We start from the raw sequence: 16,676 nt of genomic DNA, 5'->3' as shown, positions 1-16,676 counted from the left end.
TTTGAAAATGAAGGTAAAATATGTAGTAAAAGATCAAACAACATTAGAATTACAAGAAACAGCACAAAAGGGAGATATCATTGATTTAACAGAAGAGATTTCTATTGATACTTCTAGCATAGAAAAAAGAATTAATGCTGAAATTGATGCAGGTAAGGATAGAATTTATGCACAAAAGATTGAAGCTGAAAAGAAAGCACTAAATGCCGAAACAGAAAAAAATAGGGTTGAATTAAAAGCGGAATTAGAAGGTAAAATTAAAAACCTAGAGAAAGAACTTCAAAAGCAACAAGAATTAAATGCTGAAAAACTAAAGCATGCTGAAGAGAATAAGACACAAGCATTAGTTAACTTATCTAAACAACTAGAAGCCAATTATTCTAAAGAAATTGCTGAATTAAAAGGAAAACTTGAAAGAGCTGATAAAGAAAGAGAATTAGCAGTTGAACAAGAGTCAAAGAAGAACTCTGAAGAACTTTCTAAAAAACAACAGGAGATTTCTAGATTAGAAGTTGAAGCCAAAAATTTCAAGGAAGCTGCTCAAATGGAAAAGAAAATTGCTGTTGAAGAAGAAATTAAAAAGAAAAATGAAGAATTAGCGAAAAAGAATGAGGAAATTACTAAGCTAAATGCTGAGGCAACAGCATTTAAAAAGCAAGCAGAGGCTGATAAGGAACTAGCTGTAAGCAAATCATTAGCAAGTCAAAAAGAATTATTAGCTTCTAAAGAACAAGAAATTATTAAACTAAAAGGTGATTTACAGGTTCAAGAGCAACAAAGCAAAAATGAGCTAGAGTCTCAAAGGAAAACATTTGATACACAATTAAAGCTAATGCAAGAGCAAGTAGAACAGTATAAAGATTTTAAGCAAAGCTTATCGACCAAAAAGCTTGGCGATACTTTAGAAGAGCATTGTTTAAATGAGTTTAATAAATACCGTATGACTGCATTTCAAAATGTGTATTTTGCAAAAGATAATGATGCTTCAAGTGGTTCTAAGGGTGATTTTATTTATCGTGAAAATGGTGAAGACGGCTCAGAGGTTTTATCCATCATGTTTGAAATGAAAAATGAAATGGAGTCTACTGAATCAAAGCATAAAAATGAAACATTCTTTAAGGAACTTGATAAGGATCGAAAAGAGAAAAAGTGTGAGTATGCAGTATTAGTATCTATGCTTGAAAAGGATAATGAGTTCTATAATCAGGGTATTGCAGATGTATCTTATCAATACCCTAAAATGTATGTTATACGTCCACAATTTTTTATTCCGTTGATTACTATCTTACGTAATTGTGCATATAATGCATATAAATATAAGGTGGAAATGAATCAGTATAAAATGGCAAACATTGATGTGACTAACTTCGAAAATAAATTAAACGATTTTAAAACAGGATTTATGGGTAATTATAATTCTGCTGCTAAAAACTTTGAGGAAGCTATTAAGGATATTGATGCGACAATTAAGAAAATGGAAGATATTAAAAAGCATCTACAAACTACTCAAAACCAACTTCGTCTTGCAAATAATAAGGTTGACGAAGTATCTATTAAGAAGCTAACTTACAATAATCCAACCATGAAAAAGATGTTTGCAGAAGCAAAAGAAGAAAATACATCGAGTGACTAGCATTTACACAAATATTTAAGTGTTAATATAAAGGTGGATTTAAAATATGAAATCAAAGAAGAGTATTGAACAAATTGAATATGAAATTTATCATGAATTATGGGAGCTTGTAAGGCAAGAATTTAAAAATGAAAAATTTCAATCATATTATATATTTGAAGGCTTTTTTGATGGCTATAGATTATTTCATTCTGAAGAGAAAGATGACGATTATTATTTGCTGTTAAGAATATTTGATTATATATTTTCATTAGGTGAAAAAGGTAAGATATATTTATGGAACGAAGTATGGGATTCAATAATTTGCCGTGAATTTGATCCACCAACTATTTATAGAGAAGATTTCACAAAGGAGCAATTAGCTTTTATTGATGAAATATTAAGTACAAATGAACAAAATAAAAAAGTATATGGTGAGAATTATTTATATAATAGAAATATAGATATCACTATGAATATAAATAAACCTACAGTTCTTGAAAGAATAAGGCTATCTAGGTTTGAATCAAAACTAAATTTAAAATACTTAGAATTCTTTAGAAATAACCCTGAAGAGTACGAAATGTACTACTTAAATGATTATGATGAATATTTTCTTGATAGATTTTGTTCACAATTACATAAGAATTTATCCTTCGCAATTCTCGATGATTTTACTAATGAATTTTATGGTGTAATATCATTATCTTCAGTAAGAAACGATTCTCTATATAATATCGAATGTTTTATATTTCCAGAGTATAGAGGAAATGGATATGCAAAAGAGGCTGTGAAAGGTTTATTAACTAAGGCAATTAATAAAGAACTATACATCCTATTAGAAACTATAAGAAAAGGAATAGTAGAAAAAGAAGTGGCAAATATAAAATGCATTGAAGCAAAAATACAGACAGATAATTTACCTTCACAAAAACTTGTTGAATCCTGTGGCTTTAAGCTAAATGGTTTAATACCATTTGCAGGAAAGCTTAAAGATAATTATTACGATGAAAAAATGTATCATTTTATTATAAAATAAAAGCAAGAACACAACCTAGTTGATTGATCCTAAGTTGTGTTTTTTCATTCTTGCCATGTATGACTTGTCAGGTTCTAAATTGTGGATTATACTGAATTAGAAGGAAGGCGATATTTAATGTCATATAGTAATACAAAATTAGGTAAGGCTTTAAAAGGCAGTAAGCATTGGATTCAAGAATATATAAATACTCCTTTGTTAACAAAAGAATTAAATGAAAAAATTGAATTTCAAAATATTGAGTGGATTTCACCGCTTGAAAAGGATAATTATAGGGAATACTCTTCTTTAAAGGGGTTAAAAAGAAAGGATTTATATTTAGATAAATTAGATAATAAAAAAATATGGCCAACGGGTAGAATGCCACAATGGGATGCTATTGGAATTGTAGGTAATGACTTAATATTGGTTGAAGCAAAAGCTCATGTCGAAGAAATATATTCTAAAATGTCAGGAATTGATGAGCAAAGAAAAAAATATATTGAGGATTTATTTGGAAAAATCAATTTAAATAAATATTATCAAATAGCAAATAGAATTGTCGTCTCTAAAAACTTGAATCAATATTATATTGATAATGAATTGCCTAATAGGGTCACTTTGATTTTTATATATTTTTTGAATGATAATACTCTTAGTCCAAACTATAAGAAAGATAGATTAAGCTTTGAAGAAGCTTTAGATAAAATTAATAAAGAAATAAATTATAAAAATAAATATGATAACGTTAAAATCATTCTTTTAGATGTTGGAAATAAATGATAACGATTCTAATTCAAAGAATAATGATGATATTAATCCTTGTCAAATTTCAAACAAATTTAATATAGAAATAGAAAAATTTCTATTTTTTGCACTTACAACTAGGCTTTTATAAAATGCCTAGTTTTTCAGTTTTTATGAATTTTTTTACATTCAAATTAGACTTTTTTCTTAATATGTCCAAATAACGTTGTTTTCAGCAATGTTTTTTTCTCTGAAATTCGTATATATATGTATCCAAATTTTTTTCTAGAAGTCTGTATATGAAAAAATGAATTATGAAGGAGTGAAAAAATGAGTAAAGAATTAACAAAAGAAGAATTTTTATCTAGACTAGAAAATAGGACATGTAGATATTTATATCAAGTAGGAGTTATTGCAACACCAAATGATAATTATGTAAAGCACGCTTATGAGTATATTTTAGAAAATGAATTAAGTTGTGAAAAAGAACTTAAGGGGATTAAGGAAATAGTTAGAGAGAAGAATTATAAGGTTGACCATTCTAAAAGCCATTTAGATGAAACTAATAGAATTGAAGAGCATTTAGTAATGCAATTCTATTCAGATAACGGTAAAGGGTATATTAAACGAATATTTGGTAAAATCTTAGATTATCAGGTTCCTATGAAAAATAGTAATGAGGATAAAGGTGTAAAGGCCATTGATTTCATTAATCTTAAGAATAATATATTATATCTATCTGAAATAAAGGCTCCTAATAGTAAGGAATCCCTATTAAAAGCAATCCTAGAAATTCAAACCTATTATCAAATTGTATCCAAAAGTAAATTAAAAAAGGATTTCCATATTAATGACAATGTATTAATTAAAAAGAGTATAGTGATTTACTCAAACACTAAAGCTTATAAGCAATTTCAAAATAATATCTATATAAAGAAGCTTATAGATTTATTTGAAATTGAAGTAATTGTTTTAGAAAATAATGGAGTAAGGAGGGTAAACTAATGAATAATAAAAAAATTAATAGATTTAAAGAAATGATTTGGCTTGCTATGGATGATGATACTATACTTTATAAAAGTCTAATTCCTTTTGATTTAGATAGATATTTTTATGATTTTTATGAATCTGGAAATATTAAAAAAGAATATGTATTATTAAATCAATTATTAAAGCTACTTGGTAATGCGATTATAGATGAATCATTTGATATCCATGAGCTTATACATAAAAACTATCATTTTCATTTAGATAAAAAAGGAGAAGATAATCCATTTGATATTTCAATTTTAAGCTATGATGATGAAATAATCTTAGAAATAAATGAGCTTACAAATGGATACTATCTAAAAACAAATGCTTTTATCATGGATAACTTAGATAAGGAATATTATTTTATGTCAAAGCGGAAAATCCATGTGATAGACCCTAGATTAAATAAAGATCTAAATGATTTAATAGAAATTAATTTAAGATTAAAGAATAATAAAATAACACAATTAATAACAGAAGAAAAAGGAGAATAACAATGACAAAATACAATAGTACATATTATAGAATAATCCCTTTAATGGAGTATTTATCTAATAATTTAGATAAGCTAAATGAATTAATGATGCTTTTAAATATATCATTTTCTACATCGCCAATAGAAATAAAATATGGTGATGATGAAAAGCTTTTAAAGCCTAAAAAAGAATTTTTAATTAAAATCCTAGATTATATAAGAACTATAGATCCTTCATTATTAGAATATAAGAAAAGTAGACATGAATTATATTTTGGAAATAGAGATTTAAAAACAAAAGAGGCTAAGGAGCTAATTGAAAAGATTTATGATACATTAAAGCCTAATTCAAAGCTTTGGTATATATTTGAAGAATTCACTCACCCAGATATTTTCATTGAGGGTGATGACTATATTATCATTGGTGAAGGTAAATGGACAGAGAAATCTATCACCACCCATACTACAAATCTACCAAAAAGATGCCAAATGATAAGACATATTGAAGGTGCCTTAAATTATTCAAATAAAAAGGTATATGCCTTCTATTTAGTAGATAAGAATTGTGGTTATTTAAATGATTTAACTAAAGAAGCATTAGCTAGTCAAATAGATGAAGAGACAATTATGGTTTCAGATAATGAAAAAAAACAAATATTAGATTCCTTCTATGGCTATATTACATGGCAGGATATTAATAATATATTTCCAGATATTAAATTCAAAACTAAGGAAGAAATAAATAATGAGCATAAAAAGTAATGAATTATATAATCATATATTTTCATTAGAGCATTTAAACCATGAATGCTCTATTCATTATTTACAAGAAAAGTATCAAATATCATTTGATTATGCTAATAAATTAAATGATGAAATAAAAATATATCAGGATGAAGATAAATATAATTCATATTTAGATGATATGAAATTATTAGATTTCAATGAATTATTTATTAATAAATTATCTAAAAGATTTAATCTATGTTATGTATTTGTAGAAGAACTATTAAATAGATATAAAGATGAAGAATTAGAATTACCTAATATAGATTCAAAGGATACCTTAAAAGAAGGCAATCTATCATTCTATAATTATTTAATTCAAAATAATTTAATAGATTATTTCTTTCAACCAACAGGTTTAATTCAATATGATGATGTAGATATATTAAATTATGTTAAAGGCTCTAATTCCTACCATTATATTGAGCATAATCCTTTAGATTTTAATTTGACTCCAAATAATAGGAAAATAATAATCCTAGTATTTAACAAAATAGTATCATTTTTTAATATTGATCCTATAATCAATAAATTTGATAAAGCATCTTTCTATTTTGACTCTTATGACTTTGGTTTAAAAGAATCTAAACTAATAGAAATAGACATTAGCTAAATGTCCATATTTTAGTACATAGCATTTCATATAATTTAAATAGAAAGGAATGATTATATGAAGATTATATTTTTAGATATAGATGGTGTATTAAATACATTTGGAGATAAAGAATTAATAAATAATATATTTGAAAAGAAAAAGCTTGAAAGATTAATAAATCTATCTAATGAAACTCATTCTAAAATAATTATTACATCCGATAGAAGAATACATTCTGATGAAAGAATCGTAATTGATGATGTGTTTGATAGATATAACGCTCTAATAGATTATTTATCTTATAAGATACTCTATCGAAATAGAAGTGATGAAATTAGCTATTATTTGAATCATAATCAAAATATTACTAATTATGTAATACTTGATGATAATGATTTAGGCTTTAGCCAAAATCAAGAATTATCTAATCATTTTATAAATACGTATAAAAATGGATTTAGTAATACTGAATATAATCTTGCTAAAGATATATTAAGGGGAAATATGATTATGACAAAATATCAATTGAAGATAAATAATGAAATAGAAGAATTTAATAATTTTAAAGATGTATTAAATAAAGCTAGAGATACAATATTAAATCATATGGAAGAAGAAACTCAATGCTATTGGAATTATTTACCATTTAGTGCAGGAGCTTATATGTCATCCTTATATGATGATTTATCTATTACGGATGAAGAAATAGTCATATTTGAAAAGATACATTTAGTTAAAGAACGCCTATTTTACGATAATGATAGTATATTTAGATACATTAAGAACAATATCAACTATAACAAAAATGAGGCTAGCTTTAGTATTATAAAACAGGATGATGATTTAATACTAATGATTAAGAGAGATAATGATTGTTTAATTACAAATATGTTTTATATGAGAGAAAACCATAATTATTATTTCAAATCAAAACAAGAGGTTGTAGTAAAGTCTCCTGATGATTTTAGAGAGTTAGGTGAAATCGTAGTAATAAATGTTGAATTGAATTGTTTAGATGTCCAATAATATGGACATCCTTTCTTTTATAATTTATAATGAATTAAAGGATGTGTTACGATGCTACAAGAAAAGAAAATTGCTATATTTTATATTCTTGAAATATTAAAGGAGTATACAGATATAGATCATCCATTAACTCAAGCAGAAATAGCTTTAAAGCTTAATATAATTTATCATATTGAGCTAGAAAGAAAAAGTATTGCAGCTAATCTGCAAATACTTTCTGAAGATTTAAATTTTGACATTAATAAATGTCAGGGTGGAGGCTATTACCTTGGTGAAAGAGAATTAGATGAAACTGAAATCAAATTCTTAATAGATGCAATATTCTCATCTAAAATAATACCAGGAAAAGAAGCCCATACTTTAGCTAAAAAGCTATCTAATAATCTATCAAAATATAAAAGAAAAGATTATAACTTCATATATAAATCAGAAGATGTTTCAAGAACAACAAATAAAGAATTATTTTATAATATTGATATTATAAATGAAGCTATAAAGAATAATAAAATGATATCCTTTAAGTATTTAGATTATGATGAAATGGGTAATGAAACTGAAAAGTATGATGGCTTTAGATATAAGGTATCACCATACTTTATGATTAATAATATTGGTAAATATTACCTAGTAGGTAAATATTACAAGTATGATAATCATACTAATTATAAAATGGATTATATAAAGGATATTAAGATAGAAGATGAATCATTAACACCAATTGAAGATGTAAAATCATTAGGAGAAAACTTTAAGATATTTGAATACATTAATAATCATGTATATATCTTTGGTGGAAATGTTATAAATGCTAAATTAGAATTAATATCAAATGCAGCTGTAATGGTATTAAGAGATTGGTTTGGTAAAGAAGCTAGAATAGTAAAAGAAAATGATAAAAGATATGCCTATATCAAATCAGAAGAAAGGGCATTATTTTATTGGCTACTACAGTATCAAGAAGATGTGATAGTTGTAGAGCCAAAAGAATTAAGAGATAGAGTAGTAGAAAGATTAAAGAAAACACTAGAAAGGTATGGTGAATAGAAGATGGCAGAAACAAAAAAGATCAAGTTTATTCTGAGTAGAAAAGGATTTGATAGCGGTTTTGGAGGTATCCCAAGTCCCATATTAAGAGATAATACTTTATTATCAATGCCAATTCCTAATAAAAATGATGATGAATATCCTGATAAAGAAACTTATAAGGATTTAAAATACAATGATAAGGAGTATATTGAAATAATTAATTCTTTAAAGAATTTTAGAAAAAAAGCTAGGGAGACAAATTTCAACTATTGTCACTTAGACCCTGATCTTAGAAAAGATGTTATCGGACGAAATGGTAAGTGGTTTGCAGCTTTTGGTCAGTCTGAAAATGCTCAATCTTATTTAAATAACTGTGATGTAAAAGAGGGAGATATTTTCTTATTCTTTGGTTGGTTTAGAAAACTCAATCCTAATAGTGATAAATGGGAGTTTGAAAAAGGGGAATTTAAAGATTACCATGTTGTTTATGGCTATTTACAAGTAGGAGATAAAGTCGAAAAATATGAAGATATGGAACAAAAATGCCCTTGGCATCCACACAATAATAAAAATAAATATGGAGGTAAACCAAATTGTGTATATATAGCTAAACAGTATCTAGAGCTTGATGGCGTAGAATCAAAAACATATCCTGGAAGTGGAGTTTTTAAATTTAATTCGTCGACAGTACTCACAAATGAGAATAAAAGTAGATCAAAATGGATTTATAGAGGATTCTATGATGCTGGGAACATTTACACAGAAACTAGAAAGAATGCGATGGAAAATGATGAGGGAGTTCAGTATAAGGGCCAGTGGCAAGAAATTGTTTTGAAAAATGATAATAAGAAATTATACAATGAAACACTTGATTGGTTTAAAAAAATGCTTGAATCTAATAAGGATGAGTTACTTAAATCAATAAATCAAGATTATGATGATTAATAGTTTGGATGTCCGTAATTTTGGACATCTTTTTCTTTATAATGAAGGTAAAGGGGGCTATTATGGATGAATATGTATTTGAACTAGATGATGCTATATTTAATAATTCTAATAGAGATATAATAAAGAGAGTGGATTTTAAGAGCCTAGAGGAATTTTATAGATATTGTGATGATATTATTAAAAGTAGAATTAGTCTTATTAAGAAATATAATATGGTTGATTATAATGATTGCTTAAATAGTGATCTATATGAATTAAATAGCTTGCAACCAATTATAATAGATGGATGCTTTAATGATTCTTATATAATAGATGAATTTGCATATTATTTTGAGAATAAATATGATCTACATTCTTTAAAGAATAAGTATGGAATACTAATAATTGATTTATAATACATTGTCCGCTCATATGACATTAAACGTGGAGTGCTGAAAGGAAGCATCACAGAAAACCGAGTAAGGTAAATTACGCTGAGTGGTAATGCTTTCCCTGCGTTATAAATTTTATTAGAGGAGGAATGAATATGAAAACTATAATGGATTTTATACAAAATGGAAATATTACTTTACTAGCTGGAGCCCCTAGAATTGGTAAACAAACATTTTATTTAAACTTTCTGATTGATATTTTTTTAAATAAAAAAGTATGCATTATAAATAATAAGAATGGTAAAAACTTTATTATTAATAAGCTTAATAAAATATTATATGGCGATAATGAAAGAATAAATAAGTTTTCCAATTTCGTAATTTATGAACATGCCACAGACATTGATGATGTATGTAATTTATTGATTAAGCATAAAGACTTTGATTTGTGTATAATTGATAGGATTAATAAAATTAATGGTGATATTTTAACTAATGTTGATAAATTAAGAAAAATATCGATTGATAATGATATTCAATTATTATTGGTTAGAGATACAAATAAAAATAAATATTTTGATGAATTCAAAATCGAAGATTTTAAAATAATGTTAAATAAAGTTGATTTAGTTGATAATACTATATTGGTTGATAGGGAATCATATTATTCAAAGCATGGCGATGAGGAATTACTTGTAAGGCTAATAGAAAACAAGAAAAAAGGTAAAGAATTAAAATATGAATTTAATTTCATTGAAGATTATAGCAGATTGTTTGTCAGTGAAGATGATCATATTGATTCGGAGATTAGAAGTAGTAATTTTGATAAAATTGCAGGCTATGATGAAATTAAAAAAGAATTGTTGTTGGTAAAATCATGGATTGATAATAGAAAGGAAATACAAAAGAAAGGAATTGATATTCCTAAAGGGATACTATTATATGGACCAATTGGTACGGGTAAAACTTTATTTGCTAAGGAGTTTGCGAATCTATTTTCAGATGCAACTATTCTAAAAATTAAAGATGATAGTTATCGGAATGATGATAATGTAAAAAAGACATTTGATTATGCTAGAAGTTTAAAAAGGTTTGTCATTATTTTGATAGACGAATTTGATATATTTGCAAGAAGTGCAGAAAGAGAATTGTTAACTCAACTTGATGGATTAGGTGGTGATAGTTCTAATATATTTGTTGTTGCTACATGTAATGGTTATGACAATCTTAATCCTGCTTTAACACGACGTGGTAGACTTGACTATATCATTGGCCTAGGTAATCCAACAACCGAAGAAAGAATCAATTTATTCAAATATTATTTTGAAAAATATGGAATAGTTGGTGATTATGACCTTGAATACTTAGCATTAATAACTAGCGGTGAAAATGCTGTGAATATCAAAGCGATTGCTAATGAAACTCGATTAAGATTTGGTGAAAAGCCATCCATATCTAATATTGAAGAAATGATTGATAAAATTAATAAAAGAGATAGTGAGTATTATGGAGATGTCGAAGAACATGATAGATATTTAGAAGCAGTTCATGAGGTTGGACATGCAGTAGTTGCTTATTATCATCAGGATTTCTTTAAGTTCTATAAGGCTACATTAGAAGTAAATAGTCTTAGTGGAGGTCTATGTAAAGTTTTTCCTACAGATTATAGACCAGGCTCAACCGAAAGGAATATTGCTGATATTGAAATATCTTTAGGTGGGTATTTGGCATGTTTGATGCTTCATAATCATAGAGATAGAGGGGCAATTTCAGACCTAGAACGTGCAAGAAAACAATCAGCACAGTTGATAAATGATTACGCATACGATGGATTTGAATCTTTAATTAATAATTCTCCGGATAAAACTTCTCCAAACAAAAAAAGGATTAATGAGAAGAAATCAGAAAAAATATTAGCAAAATGTGAGAAGAATGTTAGAAGGATAATTAAAGAAAACAAGGCGAACATAGAGCTATTAGCTAGACAATTGGTTGAAAAGAAAGTATTAACTATTGATGATTTAAAAAGAGTAATAGCCTAAAAGTCCATTTTTATGTACTGTCTTTTTAGTAACATTAGGCTGAAAGGAAGCAACATAGAAAACCGAGTAAGGTAAAGAGAGTGAAGGGTATTGCTTTCCCCACTTTCAAGTAAAAATTATATTTTATTTATGTTATACTATTATAAAGAAATTCATTAATCAGTAATATGAAAAGAGATGAGATAATTTGAAGAATTTATTCGATTTTGCGACTAAAGAATTAAGCCAAGATGCTTTCTTAAGATGGCTATTTGAAAGCTATGATAGTAGTGATGATGAGGTTAAAGATGCCTCAAGAAGCCTTCTAATAGCTTTTATTAATAACCATAAATATACAGTTAATAGCATCCAAAAATTGTGGACTAAGGCACAGGATCATAAGGCTGATATAGTTGTTTGGTTAGAAATGAATGATGGCTATAAATATGGCATCATAATTGAAGATAAAACATATTCTAGCGAGCATAATCAGCTTTTAAAATACCAGTGCATATTTGAAAAAGATAAATATTGGAAAGAGAATACTAACGAAAGAAAATATATCTTTTATAAAACCAGCTTTATTCAAGACTGGGAAAGGGCAACAGTTAAAAATGCTAAATGGGAATTGTTTGATTTAAAAAGAATAAGAGACTTTTGGCAAAGGTATTCCAATGGCTCTAATCTGTTATTAAACTGGTATGCTAATCACATCAATAAATTATATGAGTTTTATTCAAATACAGAATTAGTTACTGAACCTAATTCTAAATTTAATACTATTGCTTGGTTTGGCTTTTTCAACAATGTATTAAAGGAAAGATATAAAAATGATTTTAAAATATATGTAGAAAATTCAAACTATGGCTATTCATATATTACATTTAGACCATTAATACCAATAGCAAAGGAAGATAATACTCCATATTTGGAAATAACAAGTAGAGATTGTAATGTATACGCTGATGGCAAGATTATAGGCACTAATTTGATAGCCAAATGGTTAGTATATGGTATGGAGTGGAGATTTAAAGAGTATAGTATAAAATTATATGTGGATAAATTAAGAGACACTCTTGATGACATACAAGATTCATTATTTATAAGTGATAGAAAGTTCGATAAAGTAATTGCCCATACAGAAAAAGAAGAAATAAAATCAAAGGAAGAATTCCTTTTGAAACTTGATAAAATATTAAATGACTATAAAAGAATTTATGAGGCTGCTAACATAGAAAGCATAGATCTCGAATATAAATATAACAAATCACATGATGACAAAATTGAAATTATTAAAAACCTTTCAAATAAACTTAAAGAGGTAAAAAGTGAAGATTTTAAATATAAAGAAATTGGTTGCTATAATTTAGAAGGAGTTTATAAATCATATTTTAGTTCCTATATAAATATTGAAGATAATGGATTAACTCTTGAATCATACATAATGAATGAGCCAACTGATAGAGAATATGATGGCTTCCCATTTGAAGAGGCGGATATCTTATACATTGCATTATGGAATAGAGGAAATCGTGATTATGACTTTGACAAATTTATTACCCCTGATTGCAAAAAGATTGTAACAGAAGGAAGAAATGCTTGGGGTAAGCACTATATTATCAAAAGGTATGATTTAAAAGCCAATTCCTCTGAATTTATAATTAAGGCTGCAGTCGAATTTATTACTGAAGAGGTAAAAAAAATATACTCAATCTAAAAATATAACTTTTTAATATAATAGATTAAGCACATTTTAAAAGGTGTTTTTTTATTGCTTAAAGAGGACATTTTATGTCCTATATATATTATGTATAATATATATAAACTATTGAAAAAAGGCCTAAAAAATGGTATAATTTAAGTACATAAAGGCAGTACAAATTATATATAAAGGAGAAATAAAAATGGCATTTAATATGAAAAGAAAGAAAGAATTGGATAATGCAAAGGCTATGTCAAATTCTTTATATCCTGGAGTTGAGCATGATGAAATTGCCCTAAGGGAAGTTGAAGAAGCAAACAGAAAATATATCTATGAAGAAATAGATGCAAAGGAATTTTCCAAATTAATTGGAGAGATCGCAGATCGTGAGTTAGAACGTGGAATGGCATCTAAAAGGGAAAATAAATAATGAGTTATATAGAAGGTGCTTTGCAAAGCACTTTCTTTTATCTAAGAAAATTGAGGTGGTTTAATGGATAAGTATAAATTTGTAAATGAAAATATTACTGATGCAGGTTTAATGCAAACACTTATTGTTTCTATTATGCATAATTATTTAGGATTATCAGGTTATAAATTAGATGATATGGAAAGAATAGCTTGGAAAATAAAAAAACAATGGGGTTATGTTTTTGAATTTAAATATGAAAATTTTAAGAAACAGAGCGTTATTGAAAACTATCATTTAATTCCAGAAACAGATGTATATGTAAAATTAAATAGCCCAAAAAATATTACTTTTGTTTTCGACAAAAAAACAAAACTCAATCTCCAAAGATTCCTATTTTTAAAAGCCTGGGCTTATGATGTTTTTGATGCTTGGAAGCCGGGTGATGAACTTTATTTAAATGTAATGACATGCAAAGACAAATTTGAAAGAAATTGGGCTGAGAGATTTGCAATAGAACTTACCCTTTCAGATGTAGATTACCAAAGAATAAAAGATGGTTCTAAAGCTGGAGATATTCTTGCAATCAAAAAAATAATGGAACCAGAGCTTTATGCAATACGAGAACACGAATATGAAGAAGAAAGGTGGATTGATAGAAAATGGATGAAACCAGACTTCTAATAAAAAAAAGGGCGTGTGAAATATGGCAATTACAGAAGAAGAAAAAATTAGAAGAATAAAAATTATTGAGAAAACTTTTAATATTGTTGGCGCAGGTTATGGCAAAGAAATTTCTCCAGTTGTAAGAAAAGCACCATACTGGGAGCAATATATAATTGGTGATATTACATTAGAAGAATTAAATAAAGCTGTTCATAACGATATAGCTTCGAATTAGGAGTGACGAATTAATTAAAGCCATAGAGAGTATATGAAAAAAAGAAGGGATGTGGAACTGCTACATCAATTACTAATATTTTTATTAAGGCTGGTATAGAATGTAGCATAATTGAACGTTGATTTTTACCCTGTATTGCATTTCTTTGCAATACAGGGTAAAATATAAATGCCGAAACGAAGGCTTTAATTTTGGCTATATGCCAGATCAATAATTGTCGCTTCCCTATAGGCGACTAACAAGTGGTAGGGGTTCATAAAATAATTGTCGCTTCCCTATAGGCGACTAACAAGTGGTAGGGGTTCAAAAAGGGCGTATTGCCCTTTATTTTTTTGTATTAAATGGGGACATTTTAAGTCCTTATATATATTATATATAATATATATAAAATGTTGAAAAAAGACCTAAAAAATGGTATAATTTAAGCATCAAAAGGCAGTACAAATTATATATAAAGGAGAACATGAAATATGGCATTTAATATGTTAAGAAAGAAAGAAGTTGAAAGAGCTAAGGCTATGGCTCATTCATTACATCCAGAAAATAATATTCCAGATAGTGATGAATTAATTGCATTACAGAATCGTTACATCTATGAAGAAATAGATGCAGAAGAATATGCAAGGCTTGGTAAAGAATTAGCTATGCGTGAATTAGAAGAAGCAATGAAGGAAAGAAAAAATAATAATCAATAGGAGCAGGTATAATGGATAGATATAAATTTTTAAATGAAATAATTACTGATTATGTTTTATTTAAAACATTAGAAGAAGAAATAAGAGATACTCTACTTTTATATAGTCATAAAGATGATTTACGTGTTCTTTCAAATAAAATAAAAGAACAATGGGGTTATTCTTTTGACTTTGAGTATTTAGATTTTAATAAGAAGAATGTAATAAGCTTATATGGTAATAATAATGATTTTGATGTTATTGCAACCTTAAATTCAGAAAAAAATATTTCATTAAAATTTAGAAAAGGGTTAAAGCCTAACTTCTACAGATATTTATTCCTAAAGGTTTGGGCTTATGATGTCTTTGAAATGTGGAATCCTGGAGATGAAATCAAGCTTTCTGTTAAAAAGAATTTTTCTGAATATGATGAACTAGCAGAAAGGTTAGCTATAAGTTTGACTGTTTCAAATACAGCTTGGAACGCCAAATTATGGGGTGCTACAAATATAAAGTTAGATTTTATATATTTAGAACCAGAACTTGAAGAAATTAAAAAGAAAGAATATGTTGATAAGAAAGGAATGATGCGAAGATGGAATCTTGTTTCAGTAATGAAAAAATAAGAGCATTAATGCAATACGGTGGAAGAAATTATTCATCCACTGTTGTTGATTTTCTAGTGAAGGAGTTGATGTAATTATGTCAATTACAGAAGAAACGATTAGAAGAAGAAAAGAAATCAATACAGATTTAAATATTATTGGAGCTGGTATGGGTGGTGAAGTTCATAAAGAACTTAAAGAACTTCTAGCACATGAGCTTTGGATAAATGGTAAAATATCACATAATGAGTATATAAATTTAATACATAATTATGTAGAATCCTTTAGAAAGGAAAAACAGTGATTACAGAAGAAGAAAAAATTAGAAGAAGAAAAATCGTTGAAAAGAACTCAAATATTACAGGAGCTGGTTTTGGAGAAGAAATTGATTCATCCATTAATAACCTTCCAGAGGTTGGAAAATGGATTAATGGGGAAATTCAATTTGATGAATATCAAGAAGCAGTAATTAAGTTTATAAAGAATTTATAATATTTGAATTTCTTTGCAATTTATAGTAAAATATATATGCCATAAAAACGGCTAAGAACTTTGAATGATTGTCGGTTTCCTGTAGCCGACTAACAAGTCGCAGGATTAAGAAATGATTGTCGCTTCCCTGTAGGCGACTGATAAGTCGCAGGGTTAAAAATTAGGCTCGTTGACAAGCCTTTTTCTTTTTCTCTGAATGAGGGATAGAGGCGAGTACTTTAGTTTATTTGAAGCCG

At 27.1% G+C, this 16,676-nt stretch carries 20 protein-coding genes; all 20 read left to right on the top strand.

The genetic code is table 11. The features are described 5' to 3' along the window. Positions 1 to 7 precede the first annotated feature (7 nt). The 20 genes from EI71_RS03455 (at position 8) to EI71_RS10105 (ending at position 16,440) form a co-directional block, all read left to right on the top strand. A complete protein-coding gene (locus tag EI71_RS03455; protein ID WP_119015864.1) occupies positions 8 to 1,633 on the top strand; it encodes a DUF2130 domain-containing protein in 1,626 nt (541 codons plus the stop codon). 46 nt (positions 1,634 to 1,679) lie between these two features. Further along, entirely contained in the window at positions 1,680 to 2,651 is a 972-nt protein-coding gene (locus tag EI71_RS03450; RefSeq protein ID WP_119015863.1) for a GNAT family N-acetyltransferase, read from the top strand. 117 nt (positions 2,652 to 2,768) lie between these two features. Beyond that, a complete protein-coding gene (locus EI71_RS03445; RefSeq protein ID WP_162849728.1) occupies positions 2,769 to 3,413 on the top strand; it encodes a hypothetical protein in 645 nt (214 codons plus the stop codon). A 294-nt stretch (positions 3,414 to 3,707) separates the two neighbouring features. Next, complete coding sequence (locus EI71_RS03440; protein WP_119015861.1) at positions 3,708 to 4,382, top strand: hypothetical protein; 675 nt, start codon at positions 3,708 to 3,710, stop codon at positions 4,380 to 4,382. Continuing rightward, positions 4,382 to 4,903 (top strand): hypothetical protein, encoded by a 522-nt coding sequence (locus EI71_RS03435; RefSeq protein WP_119015860.1) that lies wholly within the window; start codon positions 4,382 to 4,384, stop codon positions 4,901 to 4,903. Before EI71_RS03440 ends, EI71_RS03435 begins: the two co-directional genes overlap by 1 nt. Positions 4,904 to 4,905: 2 nt before the next feature. Beyond that, positions 4,906 to 5,646, top strand: coding sequence for a hypothetical protein (locus EI71_RS03430; protein ID WP_119015859.1), 741 nt, complete (start codon positions 4,906 to 4,908; stop codon positions 5,644 to 5,646). Further along, positions 5,630 to 6,283 carry a hypothetical protein gene (locus tag EI71_RS03425; RefSeq protein ID WP_119015858.1) on the top strand — a complete coding sequence of 218 codons (654 nt, stop codon included), beginning with the start codon at positions 5,630 to 5,632 and terminating at the stop codon, positions 6,281 to 6,283. Before EI71_RS03430 ends, EI71_RS03425 begins: the two co-directional genes overlap by 17 nt. Positions 6,284 to 6,340: 57 nt before the next feature. Continuing rightward, positions 6,341 to 7,291, top strand: a complete 951-nt coding sequence (locus EI71_RS03420; RefSeq protein WP_119015857.1) for an HAD domain-containing protein — start codon at positions 6,341 to 6,343, stop codon at positions 7,289 to 7,291. Between the two features lie 51 nt (positions 7,292 to 7,342). Next, on the top strand, positions 7,343 to 8,335 hold the full coding sequence (locus tag EI71_RS03415) for a helix-turn-helix transcriptional regulator (RefSeq protein WP_119015856.1): 993 nt from the start codon (positions 7,343 to 7,345) through the stop codon (positions 8,333 to 8,335). A gap of 3 nt (positions 8,336 to 8,338) precedes the next feature. Continuing rightward, positions 8,339 to 9,262 (top strand): Nmad3 family putative nucleotide modification protein, encoded by a 924-nt coding sequence (locus tag EI71_RS03410; RefSeq protein ID WP_119015855.1) that lies wholly within the window; start codon positions 8,339 to 8,341, stop codon positions 9,260 to 9,262. A 62-nt stretch (positions 9,263 to 9,324) separates the two neighbouring features. Further along, positions 9,325 to 9,660 carry a hypothetical protein gene (locus EI71_RS03405; RefSeq protein ID WP_119015854.1) on the top strand — a complete coding sequence of 112 codons (336 nt, stop codon included), beginning with the start codon at positions 9,325 to 9,327 and terminating at the stop codon, positions 9,658 to 9,660. A 131-nt stretch (positions 9,661 to 9,791) separates the two neighbouring features. After that, complete coding sequence (locus tag EI71_RS03400) at positions 9,792 to 11,678, top strand: AAA family ATPase (RefSeq protein WP_162849727.1); 1,887 nt, start codon at positions 9,792 to 9,794, stop codon at positions 11,676 to 11,678. A gap of 187 nt (positions 11,679 to 11,865) precedes the next feature. Next, the gene (locus tag EI71_RS03395; protein ID WP_119015852.1) at positions 11,866 to 13,374 is read left to right on the top strand and encodes a hypothetical protein; all 1,509 of its coding nucleotides are present in this window, start codon (positions 11,866 to 11,868) and stop codon (positions 13,372 to 13,374) included. A 187-nt stretch (positions 13,375 to 13,561) separates the two neighbouring features. Continuing rightward, positions 13,562 to 13,789 carry a hypothetical protein gene (locus EI71_RS03390; RefSeq protein WP_119015851.1) on the top strand — a complete coding sequence of 76 codons (228 nt, stop codon included), beginning with the start codon at positions 13,562 to 13,564 and terminating at the stop codon, positions 13,787 to 13,789. Positions 13,790 to 13,852: 63 nt separating this feature from the next. Then, a complete protein-coding gene (locus EI71_RS03385; RefSeq protein WP_119015850.1) occupies positions 13,853 to 14,452 on the top strand; it encodes a hypothetical protein in 600 nt (199 codons plus the stop codon). Between the two features lie 22 nt (positions 14,453 to 14,474). Then, the gene (locus EI71_RS03380; protein WP_119015849.1) at positions 14,475 to 14,669 is read left to right on the top strand and encodes a hypothetical protein; all 195 of its coding nucleotides are present in this window, start codon (positions 14,475 to 14,477) and stop codon (positions 14,667 to 14,669) included. Between the two features lie 470 nt (positions 14,670 to 15,139). Further along, on the top strand, positions 15,140 to 15,364 hold the full coding sequence (locus EI71_RS03375; protein WP_119015848.1) for a hypothetical protein: 225 nt from the start codon (positions 15,140 to 15,142) through the stop codon (positions 15,362 to 15,364). An 11-nt stretch (positions 15,365 to 15,375) separates the two neighbouring features. Beyond that, complete coding sequence (locus tag EI71_RS03370) at positions 15,376 to 15,969, top strand: hypothetical protein (RefSeq protein WP_119015847.1); 594 nt, start codon at positions 15,376 to 15,378, stop codon at positions 15,967 to 15,969. 76 nt (positions 15,970 to 16,045) lie between these two features. Next, on the top strand, positions 16,046 to 16,252 hold the full coding sequence (locus EI71_RS10110; RefSeq protein ID WP_162849726.1) for a hypothetical protein: 207 nt from the start codon (positions 16,046 to 16,048) through the stop codon (positions 16,250 to 16,252). Further along, positions 16,249 to 16,440 carry a hypothetical protein gene (locus EI71_RS10105; protein ID WP_162849725.1) on the top strand — a complete coding sequence of 64 codons (192 nt, stop codon included), beginning with the start codon at positions 16,249 to 16,251 and terminating at the stop codon, positions 16,438 to 16,440. The genes EI71_RS10110 and EI71_RS10105 overlap by 4 nt, the downstream gene beginning before the upstream one ends. Positions 16,441 to 16,676 lie beyond the last annotated feature (236 nt).

The sequence above is a fragment of the Anaeroplasma bactoclasticum genome (assembly GCF_003550015.1).
Lineage (GTDB): Bacteria > Bacillota_I > Bacilli_A > Acholeplasmatales > Anaeroplasmataceae > Anaeroplasma > Anaeroplasma bactoclasticum.
This window is presented reverse-complemented; position numbering and strand designations above follow the sequence as displayed.

Excerpts from the sequence above, each read along its gene's own strand:
- EI71_RS03455 (WP_119015864.1), top strand. The coding sequence starts at position 8 with ATGAAGGTAAAATATGTAGTAAAAGATCAAACAACATTAGAATTACAA.
- EI71_RS03450 (WP_119015863.1), top strand. The coding sequence starts at position 1,680 with ATGAAATCAAAGAAGAGTATTGAACAAATTGAATATGAAATTTATCAT.
- EI71_RS03445 (WP_162849728.1), top strand. The coding sequence starts at position 2,769 with ATGTCATATAGTAATACAAAATTAGGTAAGGCTTTAAAAGGCAGTAAG.
- EI71_RS03440 (WP_119015861.1), top strand. The coding sequence starts at position 3,708 with ATGAGTAAAGAATTAACAAAAGAAGAATTTTTATCTAGACTAGAAAAT.
- EI71_RS03435 (WP_119015860.1), top strand. The coding sequence starts at position 4,382 with ATGAATAATAAAAAAATTAATAGATTTAAAGAAATGATTTGGCTTGCT.
- EI71_RS03430 (WP_119015859.1), top strand. The coding sequence starts at position 4,906 with ATGACAAAATACAATAGTACATATTATAGAATAATCCCTTTAATGGAG.
- EI71_RS03425 (WP_119015858.1), top strand. The coding sequence starts at position 5,630 with ATGAGCATAAAAAGTAATGAATTATATAATCATATATTTTCATTAGAG.
- EI71_RS03420 (WP_119015857.1), top strand. The coding sequence starts at position 6,341 with ATGAAGATTATATTTTTAGATATAGATGGTGTATTAAATACATTTGGA.
- EI71_RS03415 (WP_119015856.1), top strand. The coding sequence starts at position 7,343 with ATGCTACAAGAAAAGAAAATTGCTATATTTTATATTCTTGAAATATTA.
- EI71_RS03410 (WP_119015855.1), top strand. The coding sequence starts at position 8,339 with ATGGCAGAAACAAAAAAGATCAAGTTTATTCTGAGTAGAAAAGGATTT.
- EI71_RS03405 (WP_119015854.1), top strand. The coding sequence starts at position 9,325 with ATGGATGAATATGTATTTGAACTAGATGATGCTATATTTAATAATTCT.
- EI71_RS03400 (WP_162849727.1), top strand. The coding sequence starts at position 9,792 with ATGAAAACTATAATGGATTTTATACAAAATGGAAATATTACTTTACTA.
- EI71_RS03390 (WP_119015851.1), top strand. The coding sequence starts at position 13,562 with ATGGCATTTAATATGAAAAGAAAGAAAGAATTGGATAATGCAAAGGCT.
- EI71_RS03385 (WP_119015850.1), top strand. The coding sequence starts at position 13,853 with ATGGATAAGTATAAATTTGTAAATGAAAATATTACTGATGCAGGTTTA.
- EI71_RS03380 (WP_119015849.1), top strand. The coding sequence starts at position 14,475 with ATGGCAATTACAGAAGAAGAAAAAATTAGAAGAATAAAAATTATTGAG.
- EI71_RS03375 (WP_119015848.1), top strand. The coding sequence starts at position 15,140 with ATGGCATTTAATATGTTAAGAAAGAAAGAAGTTGAAAGAGCTAAGGCT.
- EI71_RS03370 (WP_119015847.1), top strand. The coding sequence starts at position 15,376 with ATGGATAGATATAAATTTTTAAATGAAATAATTACTGATTATGTTTTA.
- EI71_RS10110 (WP_162849726.1), top strand. The coding sequence starts at position 16,046 with ATGTCAATTACAGAAGAAACGATTAGAAGAAGAAAAGAAATCAATACA.